This is a genomic window from Streptomyces sp. NBC_01591 (genome assembly GCF_035918155.1).
In the GTDB taxonomy this organism is placed as follows: Bacteria; Actinomycetota; Actinomycetes; order Streptomycetales; family Streptomycetaceae; genus Streptomyces.
Map to the genome: position 1 here is coordinate 2,298,480 of NZ_CP109327.1, position 22,728 is coordinate 2,321,207.

The 22,728-nt window shown below is 71.6% G+C and carries 18 protein-coding genes; 8 read left to right on the forward strand and 10 right to left on the reverse strand.

Going from position 1 to position 22,728, the window contains the following annotated elements; all coding sequences use genetic code 11:
• Window positions 1-20: 20 nt before the first annotated feature.
• Window positions 21-1,232: a PucR family transcriptional regulator gene (locus tag OG978_RS10750; protein ID WP_326769990.1), complete on the reverse strand. Its 1,212-nt coding sequence runs from the start codon at window positions 1,230-1,232 to the stop codon at window positions 21-23.
• 187 nt (window positions 1,233-1,419) lie between these two features.
• On the opposite strand from OG978_RS10750, the gene OG978_RS10755 reads away from it, so the two are divergent.
• From OG978_RS10755 to OG978_RS10765, 3 genes are read left to right on the forward strand one after another with little or no spacing between them, the layout of a single operon-like run.
• Window positions 1,420-2,322, forward strand: coding sequence for an SGNH/GDSL hydrolase family protein (locus tag OG978_RS10755; protein WP_326764983.1), 903 nt, complete (start codon window positions 1,420-1,422; stop codon window positions 2,320-2,322).
• 5 nt (window positions 2,323-2,327) lie between these two features.
• The gene (locus OG978_RS10760; RefSeq protein WP_326764984.1) at window positions 2,328-4,319 is read left to right on the forward strand and encodes a hypothetical protein; all 1,992 of its coding nucleotides are present in this window, start codon (window positions 2,328-2,330) and stop codon (window positions 4,317-4,319) included.
• Between the two features lie 40 nt (window positions 4,320-4,359).
• Entirely contained in the window at window positions 4,360-5,457 is a 1,098-nt protein-coding gene (locus OG978_RS10765; RefSeq protein WP_326764985.1) for a tyrosine-protein phosphatase, read from the forward strand.
• A 66-nt stretch (window positions 5,458-5,523) separates the two neighbouring features.
• Here OG978_RS10765 and OG978_RS10770 read toward each other — a convergent pair whose 3' ends face one another.
• Window positions 5,524-6,660, reverse strand: a complete 1,137-nt coding sequence (locus OG978_RS10770; protein ID WP_326764986.1) for an ADP-ribosylglycohydrolase family protein — start codon at window positions 6,658-6,660, stop codon at window positions 5,524-5,526.
• A gap of 77 nt (window positions 6,661-6,737) precedes the next feature.
• Between OG978_RS10770 and OG978_RS10775 the strand changes: the two genes are divergently transcribed.
• Window positions 6,738-7,016 (forward strand): DUF6343 family protein, encoded by a 279-nt coding sequence (locus tag OG978_RS10775; protein ID WP_326764987.1) that lies wholly within the window; start codon window positions 6,738-6,740, stop codon window positions 7,014-7,016.
• A 35-nt stretch (window positions 7,017-7,051) separates the two neighbouring features.
• Here the strand turns inward: OG978_RS10775 and OG978_RS10780 are convergent, their stop codons facing one another.
• From OG978_RS10780 to OG978_RS10790, 3 genes are all read right to left on the reverse strand, one after another.
• Window positions 7,052-7,420 (reverse strand): tetratricopeptide repeat protein, encoded by a 369-nt coding sequence (locus OG978_RS10780; RefSeq protein WP_259929358.1) that lies wholly within the window; start codon window positions 7,418-7,420, stop codon window positions 7,052-7,054.
• Window positions 7,421-7,498: 78 nt separating this feature from the next.
• A complete protein-coding gene (gene coaE, locus OG978_RS10785; protein ID WP_326764988.1) occupies window positions 7,499-8,101 on the reverse strand; it encodes a dephospho-CoA kinase in 603 nt (200 codons plus the stop codon).
• Window positions 8,102-8,141: 40 nt separating this feature from the next.
• Window positions 8,142-9,080, reverse strand: a complete 939-nt coding sequence (locus OG978_RS10790) for a PAC2 family protein (protein ID WP_326764989.1) — start codon at window positions 9,078-9,080, stop codon at window positions 8,142-8,144.
• Between the two features lie 442 nt (window positions 9,081-9,522).
• Here OG978_RS10790 and OG978_RS10795 point away from each other — a divergent pair, with 442 nt between their 5' ends.
• Window positions 9,523-10,485 (forward strand): right-handed parallel beta-helix repeat-containing protein, encoded by a 963-nt coding sequence (locus tag OG978_RS10795; protein WP_326764990.1) that lies wholly within the window; start codon window positions 9,523-9,525, stop codon window positions 10,483-10,485.
• Window positions 10,486-10,581: 96 nt separating this feature from the next.
• Here the strand turns inward: OG978_RS10795 and rpsA are convergent, their stop codons facing one another.
• Complete coding sequence (rpsA, locus tag OG978_RS10800; protein ID WP_114243973.1) at window positions 10,582-12,093, reverse strand: 30S ribosomal protein S1; 1,512 nt, start codon at window positions 12,091-12,093, stop codon at window positions 10,582-10,584.
• Window positions 12,094-12,492: 399 nt separating this feature from the next.
• Between rpsA and OG978_RS10805 the strand changes: the two genes are divergently transcribed.
• Window positions 12,493-13,305: a class I SAM-dependent methyltransferase gene (locus OG978_RS10805; protein WP_326764991.1), complete on the forward strand. Its 813-nt coding sequence runs from the start codon at window positions 12,493-12,495 to the stop codon at window positions 13,303-13,305.
• Between the two features lie 55 nt (window positions 13,306-13,360).
• Entirely contained in the window at window positions 13,361-15,853 is a 2,493-nt protein-coding gene (gene hrpB, locus OG978_RS10810) for an ATP-dependent helicase HrpB (protein WP_326764992.1), read from the forward strand.
• Here the strand turns inward: hrpB and OG978_RS10815 are convergent.
• The 3 genes from OG978_RS10815 to OG978_RS10825 all read right to left on the reverse strand — a co-directional run bounded on the left by OG978_RS10815 (window position 15,831) and on the right by OG978_RS10825 (window position 18,903).
• A complete protein-coding gene (locus OG978_RS10815) occupies window positions 15,831-16,835 on the reverse strand; it encodes a DUF3068 domain-containing protein (protein WP_326764993.1) in 1,005 nt (334 codons plus the stop codon). The two genes, hrpB and OG978_RS10815, sit on opposite strands and share 23 nt — an antisense overlap.
• A gap of 56 nt (window positions 16,836-16,891) precedes the next feature.
• A complete protein-coding gene (locus OG978_RS10820) occupies window positions 16,892-17,029 on the reverse strand; it encodes an SPW_0924 family protein (protein ID WP_107405773.1) in 138 nt (45 codons plus the stop codon).
• A 143-nt stretch (window positions 17,030-17,172) separates the two neighbouring features.
• Window positions 17,173-18,903 carry a lytic transglycosylase domain-containing protein gene (locus OG978_RS10825; protein ID WP_326764994.1) on the reverse strand — a complete coding sequence of 577 codons (1,731 nt, stop codon included), beginning with the start codon at window positions 18,901-18,903 and terminating at the stop codon, window positions 17,173-17,175.
• Between the two features lie 186 nt (window positions 18,904-19,089).
• On the opposite strand from OG978_RS10825, the gene OG978_RS10830 reads away from it, so the two are divergent.
• Window positions 19,090-19,914, forward strand: coding sequence for a DUF4184 family protein (locus OG978_RS10830; protein ID WP_326764995.1), 825 nt, complete (start codon window positions 19,090-19,092; stop codon window positions 19,912-19,914).
• Window positions 19,915-19,960: 46 nt separating this feature from the next.
• Here the strand turns inward: OG978_RS10830 and polA are convergent, their stop codons facing one another.
• The gene (polA, locus tag OG978_RS10835) at window positions 19,961-22,672 is read right to left on the reverse strand and encodes a DNA polymerase I (RefSeq protein ID WP_326764996.1); all 2,712 of its coding nucleotides are present in this window, start codon (window positions 22,670-22,672) and stop codon (window positions 19,961-19,963) included.
• Between the last annotated feature and the right edge of the window lie 56 nt (window positions 22,673-22,728).

A 22,728-nucleotide genomic window follows, 5' to 3' on the forward strand; every position in this document is an offset into this window, starting at 1 on the left:
GGCCGCGGATCCCTTCCCGCTCACACCGACCGGCGGGCGACCAGTGCCGCGCTGATGTGCTGGAGGTCGGCCGGGCGGGCCGGGGAGAGGCCGGTCAGCCGGTCGATGCGGCGGATGCGGTAGTCGACGGTGTTGGGGTGGATGTGCAGGGCTGCCGCGGTGGCCCGCCGGTCCAGGCCCAGTTCGAGATACGTCTCCAGGGTGCGCAGCAGCTCCGGCTTCGCCTCCAGGGGCCTCAGCAGCTGCGCGAGCCCGTGCAGGGCCTCGCTGGGCCGGCTGAGCTGGTATTCGAGCAGGACGTCGGCCAGCCGGTACAGGCCGGGAGGCCGCCCCGTACGGGCGATCAGATCGGCGATCTCGGTGTTACGGGCCACGGCGGCCGGCACCGCCTCCGGTTCGGCAGTCTCCGCGGCGGCGGTGATGGGCACACCGGCCGCGCGGGTCGCCTCCTCGATCAGCTCGCACAGACCGCCAGGTCCGTGCCACGGCGGCGGTTCGGCGGCGGGCAGCAACACCGTGCCGCCGGAGGTGTCGAGGGCGGTGAGCGCCGGCGTACCGGCGAAGTGGTCGAGGGCCGTGCGGACGCGGCGGATCTTGCGCCGGGCCGCGACGCCCGCGCCCGGCCCCGGTGACTGGTTCAGCTCGTCGGGGTGCGGGCCGAGCGCGAGCGTCATCGCGAGGTAGCGGGGGGCCGGGCGCAGTCCGGTGCGGTGGGTGAAGCGGTCCAGGGGTTCGCCGGTCAGCAGGGCGGCCATCAGGGCGTGCCGGCCGCCGTGGTCCTGGCTGTCGAGGATCTGCCGGGCCTCCAGGTACGCGCTGCTGACGGCGGAGGTCAGCTGCTGCTGAAGGACCATGATCCGGTCCATGATCTCCAGGACGGTGGCGAGATCACCGGGGAGCGCGCCCTTGGCCGTCTCCTGCCAGCACATCGCCGTGCCGACCTGGTACGCGGTGAGGATCGCGTCCAGCGGCACGCCCTCCTCGGCGCGCTGGGCGGCGGAGTCCCGCTGCTGGGCGAGTTCGGCGTCCGTGGCGGGGCGGCGGTGCTCGACGACGTCGGCGAAGAGCCGCAGATTGTGCTGGACGATGTCGGCGATGTCGCCGGAGATCTCCTCGTGCGGCAGATCGGCGTAGACCGGCAGATCGGCCAGGAGCCGGGCGACGACACGACCGGTCAGGGCCGGGACGCGGGCGCGCAGATGTGCGGCCACCGGGCGTCCGGCGATGGACAGCGGCCGGCTCTCCGGCCCTCCCGGGGCTCCGCGCTCCCCCGTGATGACGAGCGGCCGATTGTCACGCGTCACAAGTTCCCCCGCAGAAGTCTGCGTTACCCACCAGTTAAACGACGGCACTTGAGTCTGCATGATGACCGGCGTCACACGCCATGCCACGTTCCGCCCCCCACCGTCGGAGGATTCCGTGAACATGCCGCAGAACAAGGGTTTCTGTCGTTCCGTCAGGACAATCGTGGGCGTGCTCGCCCTGGCCGGTCTGACCGTGGGGACCGGCGCTGTCCCGGCGTCCGCCACCGGTGAGGACGACACCATGTCCTACGTCGCACTCGGCGACTCCATGGCCTCGGGACCGCTCATCCCGGACATCACGGGGCCGGTGGCCTGCGGCCGTTCGACGCACAACTACCCCCACGAACTCGCCGATCGACTCGGTGCGTCGCTGCGCGACGTCACGTGCAGCGGCGCCGCCTCCAAGCACATGACCGAGAAGCAGTCGCTGTCGCTGCTCGACATCCCGATGGGCTCGGCGCCGCCCCAGTTCGACGCGCTGCGCCCGGACACCGACCTGGTGACGCTGACCATCGGCGGCAACGACGCCGGCCTCGTCGGCATCGCGCAGAAGTGCACCACCCTCGACCCGAACGCCACCCCGTGCAAGGAGAAGTACAACGAGGGCGGCGTGGACCAGGTGGGGCAGCGCATCGCGGAGTTCGCGCCGAAGCTGGGTGTCGTACTGGATTCGATCCACCAGCGTTCGCCACAGGCCCGGGTGATCGTCACGGGGTACGGCCTGTACATCAAGCCCGGCGGCTGCTGGCCGCTGCAGCCGGTCCTCCCGGTGGACGCCGACTTCCTCCAGGGCAGCGTCGACCGGATGAACGCGGTGATCGCCGAGCAGAGCGCGGCGCACGGCGCCGAGTACATCGATCTCGCCACGCCCAGCAAGGGCCACGACTCCTGCCAGGCCCCGTCGGACAAGTGGGTCGAGGGCTACGTGCCGACCGCGGCCGCCGCCCCGCTGCACCCCAACCGGAACGGTGAGGCGAACTACGCCGCCATCATCGGCGCGCACCTCCAGGGGAGCTGACCCCGTTGCAACGCCGCCTGCTGCGCGGGCTGCTGGCGGCGGCGCTCGGCGCCGCCGCCCTGCTCGTCCCGGACGCCCCCGCGGCACGGGCCGCCGGGGCGTCCGGGCCCGGTTGCGACCCGCTGGCGCCCGTCGAGTGCCTGCTGCCGTTCCCGAACGACTGGTACACCCGGCCCGACCCGACCACCGACACCGGCCGCCGGGTGTCCTTCGGCGCCACCACGCTGCCGCGCGCCACGGCTGGCCGGCCCGTCGACCCGACGGCCTGGAACCGGTCCGACGGCTTCTCCCCCGGCTCGACGCTGATCGCGCACGTCCCCGGCCTCGACCCGGCGGCGACCGGCACCGCCCCGATCACCGACATCGGCCGCTCCCTGGCCCCGGACGCCCCCGTCGTGCTGCTGGACACCCGGACCGGGGAGCGGTGGCCGTACTGGGCCGAACCGGACTCCAACGCCACCGACCCCGCACGCCGGGCCCTGCTGATCCATCCCGCGCGCAACTTCCGCGACGGCCACCACTACGCCGTCGCGCTCAGGCACCTCAAGGACGGCGCGGGGCGCACCATCCCGGCCGCCGCGCCGTTCGCCACCGTCGCCGGGAAGGCGTTGCCCGCCGGGCACCCGCTGCGCACCCGGCAGCACCGGCTGCGCCCGGCCCTGAAGGCGTTGCACAGGGCCGGAGTGCGCTCCGAGGAGCTGTACCTCGCCTGGGACTTCACCGTCGCGAGCACCCGCAGCCTCACCGGCGACCTCTTCACCGTCCGCGACGATGCGTTCCGCCGTCTCGGCGGCCGTTCGCCCGCGTTCACCGTCACCGGTGTCACCGACTTCACGGCCGAGCAGGACCCCCGGATCGCCCGTGAAGTGACCGGCCGGATCGAGGTGCCCAGCTATCTGAACCTGCCCGGCGGCCCGCCCGGCTCCGTACTGCACCGCGGTCCGGACGGCCTGCCCCGACGGCTCCCGCTGAACACCCAACTCGCCATGTTCCGCTGCGAGATACCGCGCTCCGCCTTCCGTGGCCCCTCGCACCCCGCCCTCTACGGGCACGGCCTCCTCGGCCGCCGCTCCGAGGTCGGCGCGGGCAACGTCAAGGCGATGGCGGCGGAGCACAACTTCACGTTCTGCGCGACGGACTGGATCGGGATGGCCGAGGAGGACATACCCGTGGTGCTCGGCGCACTCGCCGACCCGAACCTCTTCCCCGCCGTTCCCGAGCGCAGCGAACAGGGCATGCTGAACGCCCTCTTCCTCGCCCGCGCCCTGATCCACGCCCACGGACTCACCACCGACGCGGCCTTCCGCGACGCGAACGGCCGCCCGCTCGTCGACATCCGGCACGGCATCGGGTACGACGGGAACAGCCAGGGCGGAATCCTCGGCGGTGCCCTGGTGGCCGCCTCGCCCGACATCCGGCGCGGGGTCCTCGGCGTCACCGGCATGAACTACGGCCTGCTCCTCAACCGCAGCGTCGACTTCGCCCCGTTCCAGCAGGTCCTGGACCTCTCCTACCCGGACAAACTGCGTCAGCAGATCGTCCTCCAGCTGTTCCAGATGGTGTGGGACCGCGGCGAGACCGACGCGTACGCGAACCACCTCACCGATCGCCATCAGGTGCTGATGCACATCGCGTACGGGGACCACCAGGTCGCGAACGCGGCCGCCGACGTGGAGGCGCGCACCATCGGCGCCCGGCTGATCTCCCCCGCGCTCGCACCGGGCCGCAGCCCGGACACCGTCCCGTACTGGGGCATCAGGACCGTCGCACCCGACCGACTGCCTTACCGGGGCTCCGCGATGACGGTGTGGGACAGCGGCACGCCCACCCCGCCGCTCACCAACACCCCGCCCGCCGGGCCGCAGTACGGCCACGACCCGCACTCGGACCCCCGCAACTCGTCGGCCGCCCGTCAGCAGAAGGCCACCTTCCTGGCCACCGGCCGTGTCATCAATGTCTGCGGCACCGCGCCGTGCACCGCCGCCCCCACCTCCTGACACCCCCCACTCCCCGACAGGGATGCAGACAAGGAGCACCATGCGCACGCACCGCATCACCCAGGCAGCCGTCGCCGCCGTCCTGCTCGCCGGAACGGTCCTCGTCCCGCCCGCCCTCGCCGCCACTCCCGCCGCCGCACCCGCGGCGAGCGCCGGGGCCACCGCGCGGGCCGCCGCCGTGCCGTTCACCGCGGCCACCGCCCAGCGCGCCGCCGACGGCGGCTACACGCTCTCCTGGTCCTCCGGCGCCGGATCGGTGACCGTCACCGCCGTCACCTCCCCCGACGCCACCACCGGCACCCCGGTGGGCACCGCCCCCGGCACCGGTTCGCTGACCGTCCCCGCCGGAGCCCTCGCCGACGCGGGACGCTGGTACTTCCGGCTGGTGCCGGACAGCGGTTCCCCGCTCGTCGTCGCCGAACGCTCGCTCGGGATCGAGTCCGCCCGCAACTTCCGGGACATCGGCGGCTACCGCACCACCGACGGGCGCTGGGTGCGCCCCGGTCTGGTCTACCGCTCCAACAAGATCAACAGCCTCACCGACGCCGAGCAGCAGCGCCTGCTCTCCCAGCGCCTCACCCTCGACGTGGACCTGCGCAACGCGGTGGAGCGGCACGACGATCCGGACCGGCTGCCCGCCGGGGTGAAGTACCAGGTCGCCGACGTGGTGTCGCTCAGCCACGGCATCCGCTTCCACGACTCGGCCCTGATGACACTGGCCGAGGCCATCGCGGCCGGGCTGTTCTCCGGCTCGTCCGACCTCGGCCAGTCCATCGGCTACCCGTTCATGGTCAACTTCGTGGGCGCCGACTACGCCTTCCGCGACCTGCTCACGGCCGTCGCGACGAACGACTCCGGCGCGACGGTCTTCCACTGCAGCTCGGGCAAGGACCGCACCGGCTGGAGCACGGCCGTCCTGCTCACCCTGCTCGGTGTCCCGCGCGAGACCGTCGAGGCGGACTTCCTCGCCAGCAACGACTACCTGGGCAACCCGAAGGCCGTCGAACTGAGCTGGCTGCGCGCGGCGTTCGACGAGGTGGACCATTTGTACGGCGACTTCGACACCTACGTACGCGAGGGCCTGAAGCTCGACGACGCGACGGTGGCCGCGCTGCGCAACAAGCTGCTGACGGACTGACGCACCGCCAACACCCGGTGTACCGACGAGTGGTGACCCCGCCGTTCAACGGCGGGCGGCCGCCCGTCAGTACGCCGGGTACCGTCCGTCCGGCCAGGCGACCGCGTGCTCGAACTCCACGCACAGATCGTCGGCCACCTCGGTGATCACCGCTCGGCCCTCGGTCGCCACCAGCCAGGACGGCGGAAGGTGTACGTCCCCGTGGCGTGCGCCGAGCAGGTTGCCGCAGATCGCTCCCGTGGAGTCGCTGTCGCCCGAGTGGTTGACCGAGAGCAGCAGCGACCGGGCCACCTGATCGGCGCCGGGCAGCACGAGCGCGCAGTACACGGCGATGGCAAGGGCCTCCTCGGCGACCCAGCCCGCGCCCAGCGTCTCCACCTTCTCCCCGGTCGGGGCACCCTCCGCGGCCAGGTCTACGGCGGCTCGCAGCGCCGCCGTCGTCTCCTCGTGCCCCGGGTGGCGGCGCAGCAGCTCCATGGCCCTCAGTACGGCGCCCGCCGTCGAGTCGCCCTCCAGGAGGTGCGCGACGATCGCGGCGAAGGCCCCGGCCGCGTACGCACCGGTCGGGTGGCCGTGGGTGATCTGCGCGCACCAGTAGGCGAGCCGGAAGCTCGCCTCGGCGTCCGCCCCCACCAGCCCGAAGGGGGCGGACCGCATCACCGTGCCGCACCCCTTGGAGCCGGTGTTGACGGGGCCCGGCTCGCCGAGCCGGGCCGTCGGTTCGGGAACGTGGCCGGTGGCGAGCCCGGTCAGGCAGGCGTTGCCGGGGGCCCGGCGCGCGTAGAGCCAGGGCTGCTGCCTGAGCCGGCCGGTACGCACCGGGTTGTCGCCGCCACGGGCCGGCGGAGCGGGGTGGTTCTGGGTGTCCAGCCAGCGCAGATAGGCGTTCCGCACGATCCCGGTCTCGGCGCCGCCGCCGTCCCCGGTGCCGCCGCTGCCCTCCGCTGCCGCCCGGACATGGGCCCTGATCAGCCCTTCGGCCGTGAACAGGGTCATCTGCGTATCGTCCGTGACCCGTCCGACAACCCCCTCCTCGTCCGGGAGAAGTCCCTGTACGCCGTACTCACCGTGCGCGCGGCGGATGCCGGCCAGGGACAGGAACTCCACCGGATTTCCCAGCGCGTCCCCGATCGCCCCGCCCAGCAGACAGCCCCGGACCCTCGCCCTGCGGCCTGTGCGGTCCTCCCACGATGCGCCGTTCACGCACGATCTCCTCAGTCCGATGTCGAGATGCCCCAAAACGCCGTCGCGGGTCCATCCTGGTAGGAGAGGCGATCGCCATGCGTACCGGTAATGAACCGACGACTGCCCGCAGTCCATTGCGGCTGCGGCTCTGGCTGAGTCTATGGGGGCTGGCCTGGGCCGTCTTCGGCCTGGCCGCCTTCACGCTGACCGACCGGCCGGGCTGGGCCGCCGCCTGCGGCCTGCTGCTCCTGCTGGTCCTCGTGGACCTGGCTGTGATCGTCCACCACATCCACCAGGGCCCGCACTACCAGCCCGGCCGCAATATCCCGCCGTACGAACCCGACCACGGCGGGCGCGGCAGGTACGGGCACTGAAGCGGGCCGGGGGCGCGCCCGCCCGGCGCCGGACGTCAGTCCTGGGCCGGGAAGCGGGCCGCCCTCAGATACTCCGGGTTCGGGTCGAGCGCGGCTGCCAGCCGGAAGTGGCGGGCGGCCCGGTCCGTGCGGCCGGAACGCTCGAAGGTGCGGGCCAGCGCGAAGTGCGCGAAGGCGTTGTCCGGCTCGCGTTCCAGGACGAGCTCGAATTCCAGCTCGGCGGGGCGCAGCTGGGCGGCGGCGAAGAACGCGCGGGCACGCAGCAGCCGGGCCGCGGTGTTCTCCGGATGGGCCGCGATCACCGAATCCAGCAGTTTCACCGCGCCACGGGGGTCGCGCGCCGCCAGCAGGTGTTCGGCCGCGCGGAAGTCGATGACATCGGTCTCCGGGGTTCTCTCGGGCACGGTCTCATCCTTCCCTTCCTCACCGGGGACTCAACGTCCGGCCGGGGTCCGGTATTCCGGACTTCCCCGGTGCCGGGGTCAGCCGGCCTCGGCCCGCTCGGTCAGCTCCGACCAGACCTTGCGGACCTGCGGCTCCAGGTCCTCCAGCGGCCCGTCGTTGTCGATGATCAGGTCGGCCACGGCCCGCCGCTGCTCCCGGGTGGCCTGGGCGGCCATCCGGGCGCGGGCCTCGGACTCGGTCATGCCACGCAGCCGTACGAGCCGGTCGAGCTGGGTCTCGGGGCTCGCGTCCACGACGACGACCAGGTCGTAGAGCGGCGCCAGGCCGTTCTCGGTGAGGAGGGGGACATCGTGGACGACGACCGAGTCGGGGCCCGCGGCCCGCTCCAGCTCGGCGGAGCGGGCGCCGACCAGTGGGTGGACGATCGCGTTGAGGGCGGCGAGCCGGTCGGCGTCGGAGAAGACGATCGAGCCGAGCTTCGGCCGGTCCAGGGTGCCGTCGGCGGTGAGGATGCCGGTGCCGAACGCGTCGACGACGGCCGCGAGCCCGGGCGTACCCGGCTCGACGACCTCACGGGCGATCCGGTCCGCGTCGATCAGCACGGCTCCGTATCCGACGAACAGCCGTGACACTTCACTCTTGCCGGCGCCGATCCCACCGGTCAGGCCCACTTTCAGCATGACCGGCAGCCTAGTACGAGGGGTGAGCGGCGGGGAGCGGTCAGGCGTCCCCCTCGCGCTCCGCGAGGAACCGCTCGAATTCGAGGCCGATCTCGTCGGCGGACGGCAGGTCCACCGGCTCGGCGACCAGGTTGCCGCGGGTCTCGGATCCGGCGACCGCGTCGTACTGGTGCTCAAGGCCCTTGACGAGCGAGACGAGCTCCTCGTCTCCCTGGTCGATCTGCCGGTCGATCTCGGTCTGGGTGCGATGCGCCTCCGTGCGCAGCGCATGGGCGACGGTCGGCAGGACCAGGCCGGTCGCGGCCGTGATCGACTCCAGCGCGGTGAGCGCCGCGTCCGGGTACGCGGAGCGGGCGACGTAGTGCGGCACATGGGCGGCGACACCGAGGACGTCGTGTCCGGCCTCCATCAGCCGGTACTCCACCAGGGCCTCCGCGGAGCCGGGCACCTGGGCCTCGTCGAAGGGGCTGCGGTGGCCGGGCATGAGGTCCGTGCGGTTGCCGTGCGGGGTGATGCCTACGGGGCGGGTGTGCGGGACACCCATCGGGATCCCGTGGAAATTCACCGCGAGGCGGACACCGAGGCGCTCGACGATCTGCTCGACGGCGGCGGCGAAGCGCTCCCACTCCACATCGGGCTCGGGCCCGGACAGCAGCAGGAAGGGCGCTCCGGTGGCGTCCTGCACGACCCTGACGTCGAGCGTCGGGGTCTCGTAGGCGGCCCAGCGGTCGCGCCGGAAGGTCAGCAGCGGACGCCGTGCCCGGTAGTCGACGAGACGGTCGTGGTCGAAGCTGGCCACGACCTGGTGCGGCAGCGTTTCGAGCAGGCCGTCCACGATCTGCTCGCCGGTCTCGCCCGCGTCGATGTATCCCTCGAAGTGGTAGAGCATGACCAGGCCGGCCGACTCCTGCGCGAGCGCCATGTCGACGACGGCCAGGCCCTTCGGCTCCCATTCGTACAAACTCTGCGGATCAGGCACGGTTACCGCTCCTCCTCGTGTTCGTCGAGAAGAACGCCCGGCAGGGCACATGCATTCCCGGACTGTGCCCTTTCACCCGCCGGTTCATGCCGGAACCCGTGCGAGAACCCGAGGCGCGTCGACGTTGGCGGGCGCCCGCCTTCCCTTTGAAGACACAGGCGTTGGTGTTCATGTCGGTGAACACCTCGGCGGAAGCGCCGAGTTCACGGACACCCCCGGGCCACCGGGATCCGCACTGTGGCGCGTCACGGGCCGTCAGCTTCCCGCGCATCCCACAGGTGTTCCCCCGTTCACCCCGCCCGCCGCTCCCACCCCGCGGAGCAATGGTCCAGACATTGACACGGCCGCACCGCATCCCTACCGTCACTGGGCAGCAAGTTCAGAGACTCGCCCCACATTCATGTACGAGAACCTCGAACTCCTTCGACGGGAAGGCACCCCCATGCGCACCCGCACTCTGCTCCCGGCCCTGCTGGCCACCGCGCTCGCCACCGGCGGCCTCGCCCTCGCCTCCGCCACCGCGGCGGGTGCGGCACCGGTCATCGACGTGAGTACCGCCGCCCAGCTCAAGTCCGCTCTCACCGCCGCGGCCCCCGGCGACACGATCCGGCTCGCCGACGGCACCTACACCGGCAACTTCAAGGCGACCGTCCCCGGAACCGCTTCCGCCCGGATCACGCTCACGGGCTCGGCCAAGGCGATCCTCACGGCCGGCGGGGGCTACGGGCTGCACCTCAACGGCGCCTCGTACTGGACCGTCAAGGGCATCACCGTCACCGGCGGCCAGAAGGGCATCATGGCCGACACCGCCACCGGCGTCGTCATCGATTCGGTGACCGTGCACGACCTGGACATGGAGGGCGTCCACTTCCGCAAGTCCAGCAAGGACGGCGTCGTCAAGAACTCACGGATCTACGACACCGGACACGACGGCCGCGGCATGGGCGAGGGCGTCTACGTCGGCACGGCCGGCGATCTCTCCGACCGGAGCGACCGGGTCCAGATCCTGCACAACACGATCGGCCCGGGGGTCGGCGGCGAGAACGTCGACATCAAGGAGGGCACCACCGGGGCGAAGATCATCGGCAACACCTTCGACGGCAGCGGGCTGACCGGTGCCAACTACGACGACTCCTGGGTCGACGTGAAGGGCAACGACGTCCTGGTCGAGGGGAACAAGGGCTCCCGTACGACCAACAACGGCTACGAGACCCACACCCAGCAGAGCGGCTGGGGCTGCGGCACCGTCTTCCGCGACAACACCTCTGACCTGACCGGCTCCAGGGGCGACAAGCAACTCGCGATCAACGTCACCAACTACAGCGCGAGCTGCCCGACCACCGTCCACAGCAGCAACACGGTGACCGGCGGCAAGGGCCTGACCAACATCACCGTCACGCCGTAACCGCACCGCGAAAACGAGTGAGGCCCGCTCCCCGAGGGGAGCGGGCCTCACTTTCAGCTACTGCGGTCGATCATCGACCGGAGGGGGTGCAGAGCGTCAGCTCTGGCCGCCCGCCAGCTTCTCGCGCAGGGCAGCCAGGGCCTCGTCCGACGCCAGGGCGCCGGAGTTGTCCGCGGACTCCGAGGAGTACGAGCCGCCACCGCTGCCGCCCGAGGCAGCCGGGGCGCCACCGGCCGGGGCGGCAGCGCCCTCGGCAGCAGCGGCCTCGTCGGCCTCGCGGGACTTGATGACCTGGGCCTGGTGCTGCTCGAAGCGCGCCTGCGCCTCGGCGTACTGCGTCTCCCACACCTCGCGCTGAGCCTCGAAGCCCTCGAGCCAGTCGTTGGTCTCGGGGTCGAAGCCCTCGGGGTAGATGTAGTTGCCCTGGTCGTCGTAGGACGCGGCCATGCCGTACAGGGTCGGGTCGAACTCGACCGAAGCCGGGTCGGCACCGAAGGCCTCGTTGGCCTGCTTCAGCGAGAGGCTGATGCGACGGCGCTCAAGGTCGATGTCGATGACCTTGACGAAGATCTCGTCGTTGACCTGGACGACCTGCTCCGGGATCTCCACGTGGCGCTCGGCCAGCTCGGAGATGTGGACCAGACCCTCGATGCCCTCGTCGACGCGCACGAACGCACCGAACGGAACGAGCTTGGTGACCTTACCGGGAACGACCTGCCCGATCTGGTGCGTACGGGCGAACTGCTGCCACGGGTCTTCCTGCGTCGCCTTGAGCGACAGCGAGACGCGCTCGCGGTCCATGTCGACGTCGAGGACCTCGACGGTGACTTCCTGGCCGACCTCGACAACCTCGGAGGGGTGGTCGATGTGCTTCCAGGACAGCTCGGAGACGTGCACGAGACCGTCGACGCCGCCGAGGTCCACGAACGCACCGAAGTTGACGATCGAGGAGACGACGCCGGAGCGGACCTGGCCCTTCTGCAGGGTCGTGAGGAAGGTCTGACGGACCTCGCTCTGGGTCTGCTCCAGCCAGGCACGGCGGGACAGGACCACGTTGTTGCGGTTCTTGTCCAGCTCGATGATCTTGGCCTCGAGCTCCTTGCCCACGTAGGGCTGGAGGTCGCGGACACGACGCATCTCGACGAGCGACGCCGGCAGGAAGCCACGGAGGCCGATGTCGAGGATGAGACCACCCTTGACGACCTCGATGACGGTACCGGTGACGATGCCGTCCTCTTCCTTGATCTTCTCGATGGTGCCCCAGGCACGCTCGTACTGAGCGCGCTTCTTCGAGAGGATCAGGCGGCCTTCCTTGTCCTCCTTCTGGAGAACCAGGGCCTCGATCTCGTCGCCGACCTTGACGACCTCGTTCGGGTCGACGTCGTGCTTGATCGAAAGCTCGCGGGAAGGGATGACGCCTTCGGTCTTGTAACCGATGTCGAGGAGAACCTCGTCCCGGTCAACCTTGACGATGACACCGTCAACGATATCGCCGTCGTTGAAGTACTTGATCGTCTCGTCGATCGCCGCGAGGAACGCGTCCGCGTCGCCGATGTCGTTGACCGCAACCTGCGGAGTGGTGGCGGTGGTCTCGGTGCTGCTCGTCATGTGGGAAAGGGCTCCGGTACGGACAGTGAGTCGTAGGTACTGCTACGCCGGGAGCCCGTATCACCTCTGCAGAAGCCGGACAGCTCGGGAAACACCGAACCCGCTGGACCGGGAGGCGCCTCGTGAACCGAGGGGACATACAACAGATGCGAGCGCGGCCTGCTAGGTCTGAGGCGCGCAGGCTCGCAGCGCAACTTGTAGCATACGGGGGCAGCCGGGCACGGTCAATGCGCGAAGGCGCACACCGGGGGCGCAACGGCTCATATCCGGCGCAACTCGTGTTCCCCGAGGCCACATCGGCCCCAGGACACAATCCATGGGCACGGGAGCCGTACTCACAGGTGCCCCCGGTACGTACCGCGTGCGGCGGGGTGAAGGCAAACTACAACGACGGACACGATGAGCCAAGAGATCTACCCGGCCGAACCCGAGGCGACGCGCCGCGACGCGTCGGAGGCCGAGAGCAGCCGGGCCAGTCGCGGCTGGTGGGACCGGAACGCCGACGAGTACCAGAGCGACCACGGCGCCTTCCTCGGCGACGACCGGTTCGTCTGGGGTCCGGAGGGGCTCGACGAGGCGGAGGCCCGCCTGCTGGGCCCCGCCGGGTCGCTGCGCGGCCTGGACGTCCTGGAGATCGGCGCGGGCGCCGCGCAGTGCTCCCGCTGGCTCGCCGCGCAGGGCGCCCGTCCGGTGGCCCTGGACCTCTCGCACCGGCAGTTGCAGCACGCGCTGCGGATCGGCGACGAGGTGCCGCTGGTGGAGGCGGACGCCGGGGTGCTGCCGTTCCGGGACGGCTCCTTCGACCTGGCGTGTTCCGCCTACGGCGCGGTGCCGTTCGTCGCCGACCCCGTGCAGGTCTTCCGCGAGGTGCGCCGGGTGCTGCGCCCCGGGGGCCGCTGGATCTTCTCGGTGACGCATCCGGTCCGCTGGGCGTTCCCGGACGAGCCGGGGCCGGAGGGCCTCTCGGTCGCGGCCTCCTACTTCGACCGCACTCCCTATGTCGAGCAGGACGAGCGGGGCGACGCCGTGTACGTCGAGCATCACCGGACGGTGGGCGACCGGGTGCGGGACGTGGTGGCCGGCGGTTTCCGGCTGGTCGACCTCGTCGAACCGGAGTGGCCCGCCTGGAACGACCAGGAGTGGGGCGGCTGGTCCCCGCTGCGCGGGAATCTGATCCCCGGCACGGCGATCTTCGTCTGCGAACGGGACTGATCCGGTACCGATACCGGGGTACGGGAGCGGGGGCGCGCCGTACGAGACTGGGGGCGTGATCCGTACCGACGCCCTGGACCAGTTGCCCGTACGCACCGCTGTGCCCGCCCTGGAGAGGGCGCTCGACGACCGCGGCGTCGCGGTGCTGTGCGCGCCGCCCGGCACCGGCAAGACGACTCTCGTACCGCTGGTCCTGGCCGGTCTGGCCGGGGGCGGTCCGGTGCGCAGGGTGGTGGTCGCCGAGCCGCGGCGGATCGCCGCGCGGGCGGCGGCGCGGCGGATGGCATGGCTCATCGGGGAGCAGGCCGGGGGCCGGGTGGGGTTCACGGTCCGCGGGGAGCGGGTGGTGGGGCGCGACACGCTGGTGGAGGTGGTGACCACCGGTGTGCTGCTCCAGCGGCTCCAGCGTGACCAGGAGCTGGCCGGGGTCGATGCGGTGATCATCGACGAGTGCCATGAGCGGCATCTGGACGCGGACACGGTCGCCGCGTTCCTGCTCGATGTACGGGAGGCGATCCGGCCCGATCTGCGGCTGGTCGCCGCGTCCGCGACGACGGACGCGCAGGGCTGGGCGCGGCTGCTGGGCGATGCCCCGGTGGTCGAGGCGCAGGGTGTCTCGCATCCGGTGGAGGTGGTCTGGGCGCCGCCCGCCGCTCCGGTGCGCCCGCCGCACGGGATGCGCGTCGATCCGGCGCTGCTGACGCATGTGGCCGCGACGGTGCGCCGGGCGCTCGCCGAGCGGGACGGCGACGTGCTGTGTTTCCTGCCGGGTGTCGGCGAGATCGGCCGGGTGGCGGGGCAGCTGGCCGGGGTGGCCGCCGAGGTGCTCCAGGTGCACGGGCGGGCTCCGGCGGCGGTGCAGGACGCGGTGCTGGCCGGGTCCTCCGAGGGGCGGCGGGTGGTGCTGGCGACCTCGGTGGCGGAGTCGTCCCTCACGGTGCCCGGGGTGCGGGTCGTGGTCGACTCGGGGCTGGCCAGGGAGCCGCGTACCGATCACGCGCGGGGGCTGAGCGCGCTGACGACGGTGCGGGCCTCGCAGGCGGCGGGGAGGCAGCGGGCGGGTCGGGCCGGGCGTCAGGCGCCCGGGGCGGTGTACCGGTGCTGGGCGCAGGCGGAGGACGGGCGGCTCGCCCGGTTCCCGTCCCCGGAGATCAAGGTCGCGGATCTGGCGGCGTTCGCGTTGCAGGCGGCGTGCTGGGGCGATCCGGACGCGTCGGGGCTGGCGCTGCTCGACCCGCCGCCGGCGGGTGCGATGAGTGCGGCGCGCGAGGTGCTGACGGCGGTCGGTGCGGTGGACGCGGACGGGCGGGTGACCGACCGGGGCGTGCGGATGTCGCGGCTGGGCCTGCATCCGCGGCTGGCGCGGGCGCTGCTGGACGGCGCCGCCGAGGTGGGCGGGCGGCGGGCGGCCGAGGTGGTGGCGCTGCTGAGCGAGGAGCCGCCGCGGGAGTACGGGGACGATCTGGCGGCCGCGCTGCGTACCGCACGGCGGGGCGGGGACGGCTATGCGGCGCGCTGGCGGCAGGAGGTCCGGCGGCTGTCCTCCTCCGTCGGGGGTGCGGGCGGAGGTTCCGGTCCGGACGACGGGGCCGTCGGTCTGGTGGCCGCGCTGGCGTTCCCGGAGCGGGTGGCACGGGCGCGGGGCGAGGGGGCATTCCTGATGGCATCGGGGACGGGCGCGGAGGTGCGCGACGGCTCGGGCCTGCGCAGTGCGCCCTGGCTGGCCGTCGCGGTCGCCGACCGGCCCGCGCACGCGGCGTCCGCACGGGTGCGGCTGGCCGCCGCCGTCGACGAGGACACGGCACGGGCGGCCGCCGGGCATCTGCTCCGCAGCGGCGAGGAGGTCCACTGGGCCGGCGGCGACGTGGTGGCCCGCCGGGTGGAGCGGCTGGGCGCCGTCGAGCTGTCGGTGCGCCCGCTGAAGCAGCCTGCCCCCGAACTGGTGCGTGGGGCGCTGGTGGAGGGGCTGCGGCGCGAGGGGCTCGGGCTGTTGCGCTGGACGCGGGAGAGCGAGCAGTTGCGGGAACGGCTGGCGTTTTTGCACCGTGAGCTGGGCGAACCCTGGCCGGATGTGTCGGAGGGTGCGCTGCTGGAGCGTACCGAGCAGTGGCTGGAGCCCGAGCTGTCACGGGCCCGGCGGCGCTCCGATCTGGCACGGATCGACGCGGGGCAGGCGTTGCGGCGGCTGCTGCCGTGGGCGACGGGCGAGGCGGTGCGGCTCGACGAGCTGGCACCGGAGCGGATCGAGGTGCCGAGCGGTTCCCGTATCCGGGTGGAGTACGGCGGGGCGCAGCCCGTACTCGCGGTGAAGCTCCAGGAGTTGTTCGGGCTGCAGGAGACCCCGAGGGTGGCCGGGGTGCCGGTCCTGGTCCATCTCCTCTCCCCGGCCGGCCGGCCGGCGGCCGTCACCGCGGATCTGGCGTCGTTCTGGCGGGACGGCTACCGGGCCGTGCGGGCGGAGCTGCGCGGCCGCTATCCGAAGCATCCGTGGCCGGAGGACCCGACGACGGTGGAGGCGACCCGGTTCACGAAGAGGGCCCGGCGGTAGGCAGCGCGGGAGTAGGTCCGGGGTCCGGCCCACCGGGGCGGCGGGAGCGGGCCTCCAGCCACAGGGCGAGGGCGAGCAGTCCGGTGCCGAGGACCAGGAAGCCCCAGGGCAGGTACGAGGTGAGGAGCAGGACCAGCAGGCGCTGGGACTTGACCAGGTCGACGATCGATTCGACGTAGTCCGGGCGCATCTTCACGTGCCCGGCGAACACGGTCATGGTGTCCTGCGGCATTCCCATCTTCCTGGCGTTGCGCAGCTCCTCCTTGTGGATCTCCTCACCGTTGACCGGCGCTCCGGTGACCGGGTCCACCCAGAACATCCGCTTGGTGGTGTACCAGCGGGTCATGCCCGTCTTCGCGATCTGTTCCGGGGTGACGCCCTTGATCGGCATCTTCTTCGGCATCGGGACCTTGGTCCACGGAATGGTCTGCTCGAAGTAGTAGACGTCCATGCCGTGGAAGGTGCGGGTGCCCTTGTAGTGGATGGGCGAGCTGGTGCGGGCCTGGGCGTCGAAGTACTCGTAGTCGCGCCTCTGGGTGAGGAAGGGCCACTTGAACTCGATGCCCTCGCGCCTGACCGGGTCGCCGTCGACGGATTCCCCGGTGGCGTGGACGGGGGCCTGGGTGTGGGCGTCGAAGATGTAGCGCTCGGGGATCTGGGAGACCATCTTGCCGTCCGGGCCGGCCACGAAGCTGAGGGCGTCCCAGACGACGACATCGCGGCCGGCGCTGCGCTCGATCTTCTCGGACTCCTCGACGTTGCCCTTGAGGGTCTGCACGATGGTGACCTTGGGGACCTGCTTCACCTTCATGTTGTCGTTGTAGTCGAGGAGGGTGGCGGGCTTCGCCTCCAGCACCGTCTCCTGGTACTGACTGGGCGGAATCTTCGCCAGCCTGGGGAAGGCGTACCAGCGCATCAGTGGCGACATGGCGGCGAAGAAGACGGCGAATGCCAGGAGTACGAGACTGGCTCGGCGGCGCATGTGGGTGCCCTCCCTCGGCTTCGGTTGCTTCCGGTGGTCAGTGCCGGAGAGGGGCACTAGTTCTTGGGGCCCGGGACGGTGGTCAGCAGGGGTTTGGGCGAGGTCTCTCCGGGCGGGGCGCCGATCGCCGTGATGGTGAAGACGAGCGCGAGGGCTGCGGCCAGCCCGATGGCGGCGGCGACGAGAGCACGCATGCCGGTCCTCCCGGAGAGCACGGATCTGATGGGTCGTCAGGGTTGGGGCACCGTAGCAATGCGGGCGCGAGATGAGAACACGTAGAACAGCCCCTCTGCCGGATGGTGGCGGAGGGGCTGTTCTGACGTGCGGTGGAGCGGGGTCAGGCGGCGGGCGTCTCGGAGGCCGCGGGGGTCTCGGAGGCTTCGGGGGTCCCGGGGGTCTCGGAGGCTTCGGGGGTCCCGGGGGTCTCGGGTGCCTCGATCTTCAGCTCGATGACGACCGTGGCGCCGCCCTCGGTGGTGAGGCGCAGCTTGTAGGTGCCCGCGGTGTCGTCGGCGTAGATCTTGGGGAGCTTCAGGGTGCCGTCGGCGCCGGTCTTCAGCTCCGTGAGGGTACGGACCGTCTTGCCGTCGGCGTCCTTGAAGTAGGGGCCCTTGTCGTTCTCGGCCGGCTTCTCGGCGTCGGTGATCATGGTGGCGGTGACGGCGACCCCGGCCGCGATCTTGCCCTTGTAGGTGGCCTTGACCTCGACGGTGTCGGCGAACTCGGCTCCGGGCGCCGCGGTCAGCGCCTTGTCCTCGGTCCTGGCGATCGCGTCGGCCTGGCGGGCGGTGACGGTCGCGGTGTAGGTGACGGGGGGCAGCGAGCGTCCGGTGGCGACGGCCCGCACCGTGAACTTCCCGGCCTTCTCGCCCGCCTTCAGCACCGGGGCGGTGACCGTGCCGTCGGCTCCGGTGAGGAGGGTGACCGCGTTCTTCCCGCCGTCGAACGCGGCGTCGGTGTCACCGGCGATGGTGAAGGTCACGGACACCTTGGCGAGCGGGCCGCCGAGGCTGTTCTTGGCCCGCACCTTGATCCGCTCGGCGAAGGCGTCGCCCGCGGTGGCGGTCAGCGTGCCGGTACCGGCGTTCTCCACGCCCGCGAGGGTCCGGGACGGCGGGGTCGTCGGCGGGGTCGTCGGCGGAGTCGGGCTGGTCGAGCCGCCGCCGCCCGGCTTCGAGGGCTTCGGCTTGTCGGGTGCGGACGGCGAGGGCGACGGGCTCGGGCTGCCGGAGTCGCGGTCCGCACCTCCGCCGAGGCCGGGCGGGACGGCGCCGGTTCCGTCGGGGATCTCGTGGGTGCCGCGCTTGTAGTAGTCGAACCACGAGCGGACAGTACGCAGGTAGGCGTCCGAGTGGTTGTAGCTCAGGACCGCCCGGTCGAGGTCCGTGGCGAGGGACAGATCGCGGGATCCGGCGCAGAGATAGCGTCCGGCGGCGAGCGCCGCGTCGTAGATGTTGTTGGGGTCCTTGCGTCCGTCGCCGTTGCCGTCCTGGCCCCAGGTCGCCCAGGTGGACGGGATGAACTGCATCGGGCCGACGGCACGGTCGTGGGTCGAGTCCCCGTCGTACGCCCCGTTGTCGGTGTCCTTGATCATGGCGAAGCCCCGGCCGTCGAGGACAGGGCCGAGGATCGGCGAGAACGTGGTGCCGTTCGCGTCGACCCGGCCGCCGCGGGCCTGGCCGGATTCGACCTTGCCGATCGCGGCGAGCAGCTGCCAGGGCAGCCGGCAGGCGGCGTCACTGCCGGCGACGGTCCCCTCGGCCTTCTTGTACGCGGCCAGGATCGAAGCCGGGATGCCGGATTCCGTACTGCCGGTGACAGGCAGATTCGTGGACGTACCCGGCTTGTTGGGGGTGTTCAGCGGGGGCAGGTCCGTGTAGTACGGCGAGTTGCCGGTGGCCGCGCTGTCGTCGGGCGGGGGTGTCGTCCCGGTGGCCTGCTGGTCGCCGCTCTCGGTGACCAGCGATGCGCCAGGGGCCCCCGAGGCGGAGAGCGCCGCCACGGCAACGGCGGCCACAGCGGTGGTGGTCGCCCCCTTGCGAAGTCGGCGACCGAATTGCGCTGCCATAACCTCTGGCCCCTCCCCTTCGACGACGTCCGCGCTCCCCAGCGCCAGGACTCAGGCGACCCTACGGCAACTTGTGCCGCCGGGACACCGTGCACTGGCCGGTTCTTACCTGTTTCTCACGTTCCCGACAGCAAGTTGTACGGCGGTGGCCGGGCGGGCCAGGGCGGCTCGCGCATACTTGCCGCCATGCCGTTCACACTCAGTCATGCCGCCGCCGTGCTGCCGGGGATGCGGCGGGACGGGACGGCGCGTGGGCCCCTGTTCGCCTCGGCCCTCGTCGCGGGTTCGTTCGCCCCCGACATGACGTACTACGCGGACACCGCGATCCCCGGCGCCATGGAGTTCGGGCAGGTCACCCACTCGGTGTGGGGTGTGTTCACCGTCGATGTGCTGATCACCGCGGCCGTGGTGGCGTTGTGGCTGCTGCTGCGCGAACCGCTGGTGGCGCTGCTGCCGGGGGCCTGGCAGGGGCGGGTGCACGCCTTCGTACGGGGACGGCGCGCCGCGAAGGGTGTCCGGGAGGCCGGGGGGTTCGTGCTGTCGGCGGTCGTCGGGGCCGCCACCCATGTCGTCTGGGACGCCTTCACCCATCACGACCGGTGGGGTGTGCGCCTGCTGCCGGTGCTCGACGGGAGCGTCGGCGGACTCCCGGTGTTCCAGCTGGTGCAGTACGGCAGTTCGGCGGTGGCCCTGGCCGTGCTCGCCTGGTTCACGGCATCGGGGCTGCGGCGGACCGGGGCGCGCCCGGTCCCACCGTCCGTGCCGGTGCTGAACCGTCGGGGCCGGTGGGCGGCGGGGGTGCTGCTGAGCGTCTGCGTACTGCTCGGCGTCGTTCACCGGTGCGCGCGCTGGTACGCGTACTTCGGGCACATCGACACCCCGCTGGACATCATCCCGACCGCTTGCTTCGGCGCCGGGGCGGGGCTGGCGGTGGGCCTGGTGCTGTACGGGGCATGGATGCGGCTGCGGCGACCGCGCGCAGCCGCACCCGCGGTCGCCGGACGGGCATAGGGCACGGGGATACCGCACCCCGGCCCGTCCGGCGCCGTCGGCCGGGTCAGTGCGCCGCGGACTCCCAGTCCGTACCGACACCCACCGAGACATCCAGCGGGGCACGCAACTGCACGGCCGTGGACATCTCGTGGCGGAGGATCTCCTCCACCTGCGCCCGCTCGCCCTCGGCGATCTCCAGCACGATTTCGTCATGGACCTGGAGCAGCATCCGGGACTTCAGCTTCGCCTCGGTCAGCGCCCGGTCGACCTGGAGCATGGCGACCTTGACGATGTCCGCGGCCGTGCCCTGGATCGGTGCGTTGAGCGCCATCCGCTCGGCCATCTCGCGGCGCTGGCGGTTGTCGCTGTTGAGGTCGGGGAGGTAACGGCGGCGGCCGAAGACCGTCTCCGTGTATCCCGTGGCCCTGGCCTCCTCCACCACCCGGTGCAGATAGTCACGCACTCCGCCGAACCGCTCGAAGTAGGTGTCCATCAGTCCCCGGGCCTCACCCGCCTCGATGTTCAGCTGCTGGGAGAGACCGAACGCGGAGAGCCCGTACGCGAGCCCGTAGCTCATGGCCTTGATCTTGCGGCGCATCTCCGGGTCGACGGCCGACTTGTCGACGCCGAACACCTGCGAGGCGACCGTGGTGTGCAGGTCCTCGCCGGAGGTGAACGCCTCGATCAGGCCCGCGTCCTCGGAGAGGTGCGCCATCACCCGCAGCTCGATCTGGCTGTAGTCGGCCGTCATCAGCGTTTCGAAGCCCTCGCCGACGACGAAGCCACGGCGGATGGCCCGGCCCTCGTCCGTACGGACCGGGATGTTCTGCAGGTTGGGGTCGGTGGAGGAGAGCCGGCCCGTCGCCGCCACCGTCTGGTTGAACGTGGTGTGGATACGGCCGTCCGCCGCGATCGTCTTGATCAGGCCCTCGACCGTGACCCGCAGCTTGGCCTGCTCACGGTGGCGCAGCATGATCACCGGCAGCTCGTGCTCGGTCTGCGCGGCGAGCCAGGCCAGCGCGTCGGCGTCCGTCGTGTACCCGGTCTTCGTCTTCTTCGTCTTGGGCAGGCCCAGCTCACCGAAGAGGACCTCCTGGAGCTGCTTGGGCGAACCGAGGTTGAACTCACGGCCGACCGCGGCGTGCGCCTCCTTCACCGCCTGCTGCACCGCACCGGCGAACTGCTGCTCCATGCCTTCCAGATGGGCCCGGTCGGCGGCGATGCCGTGCCGCTCCAGACGGGCCAGCAGCACGGACGTCGGCAGCTCCATGTCGTGCAGCAGCTCGGCCGCACCGACCTCCGCCAGCCGCGAGGTGAACGCGTCGCCCAGGTCCAGGACCGCACGGGCCTGCGCCATCAGGGACTCGGCCTCGGCCTGGTCGTCCGCACCGAAGGCCAGCTGCCCGTCGGACGCCGCGGCAGGGGCCAGCTCACGGCCCAGATACTCCACCGCCAGCGCGTCCAGCGCGAAGGAACGACGGCCGGGCTTGACCAGATAGGCGGCCAGCGCGGTGTCCATCGTGACGCCGTCGACCTGCCAGCCGTGCTCGGGGAAGACCCGCATGGCGCTCTTCGCGTTGTGCATGACCTTGGGCCGGGCCGCATCGGCGATCCACGCGGCGAACGCCTGCTCGTCGCCCTCGTCGAGCGTGGCCGGGTCGAACCAGGCCGCCGCGCCGTCCGCCGCGGCCAGCGCGATCTCGGTGACCGCACCGCTGCCCACCGCCCAGGTGTCGACCGTGGCCACGCCGAGCGGCTGCCCGCCGTGCTCGGCGAGCCACGGCGCGAGCTCGCCCGCGCCCAGCACCGCACCGTCCAGCTCGACGCCCGCGGCGGGCGCCGGGGCCTCGTCCTCGGCCGCACCCGGGTCGACGGCCAGCAACCGCTCACGCAGGCTCGGGTTACGGATCTCCAGGACATCCAGCACACCCGTCACCGCCGTCCGGTCGTACGGGGCGCGCTCCAAGTCCTGCGGGGTCTTCGGCAGCTCCACATCACGGACCATCTCGGTCAGCCTGCGGTTCAGCCGCACCGCGTCCAGATGATCCCGGAAATTCTGGCCGGCCTTGCCCTTGACCTCCTCCGCCCGCTCGACCAGCTCGTCGAACGAACCGAACTGATTGATCCACTTCGCGGCGGTCTTCTCACCCACACCCGGGATACCCGGGAGGTTGTCCGACGGGTCACCGCGCAGCGCCGCGAAATCCGGGTACTGCTGCGGGGTGAGCCCGTACTTCTCCTCGACCTTCGCCGGGGTGAAGCGCGTCAGCTCCGAAACGCCCTTGGTCGGGTACAGCACGGTGACGTTGTCCGTGATCAGCTGGAACGAATCCCGGTCACCGGTGACGATCAGCACCTCGAAACCGGCCGCCTCGGCCTGCGTGGCCAGCGTGGCGATGACGTCGTCCGCCTCGAAGCCGTCGACCGCGAAACGATCCGCGTGCATCGCGTCCAGCAGCTCACCGATCAGCTCGACCTGCCCCTTGAACTCGTCCGGGGTCTTCGAGCGGTTCGCCTTGTACTCCGGGAACTCCTGCGAGCGCCAGGTCTTGCGGGAGACATCGAACGCCACCGCGAAATGCGTCGGCGCCTCGTCACGCAGCGTGTTCGCGAGCATCGACGCGAAGCCGTACACCGCGTTCGTCGGCTGCCCCGACCCTGTCGTGAAATTCTCCGCAGGCAGCGCAAAGAACGCCCGGTACGCCAGGGAGTGCCCGTCCATCAGGAGCAGGCGCGGTCGGTTGTCTGCCGTCTTCTTCGATGCCGTCTCAGCCACGCCCCCGATCCTGCCACGGACCACTGACATTCCCGACCGACCCGGCTCGCCGCCCT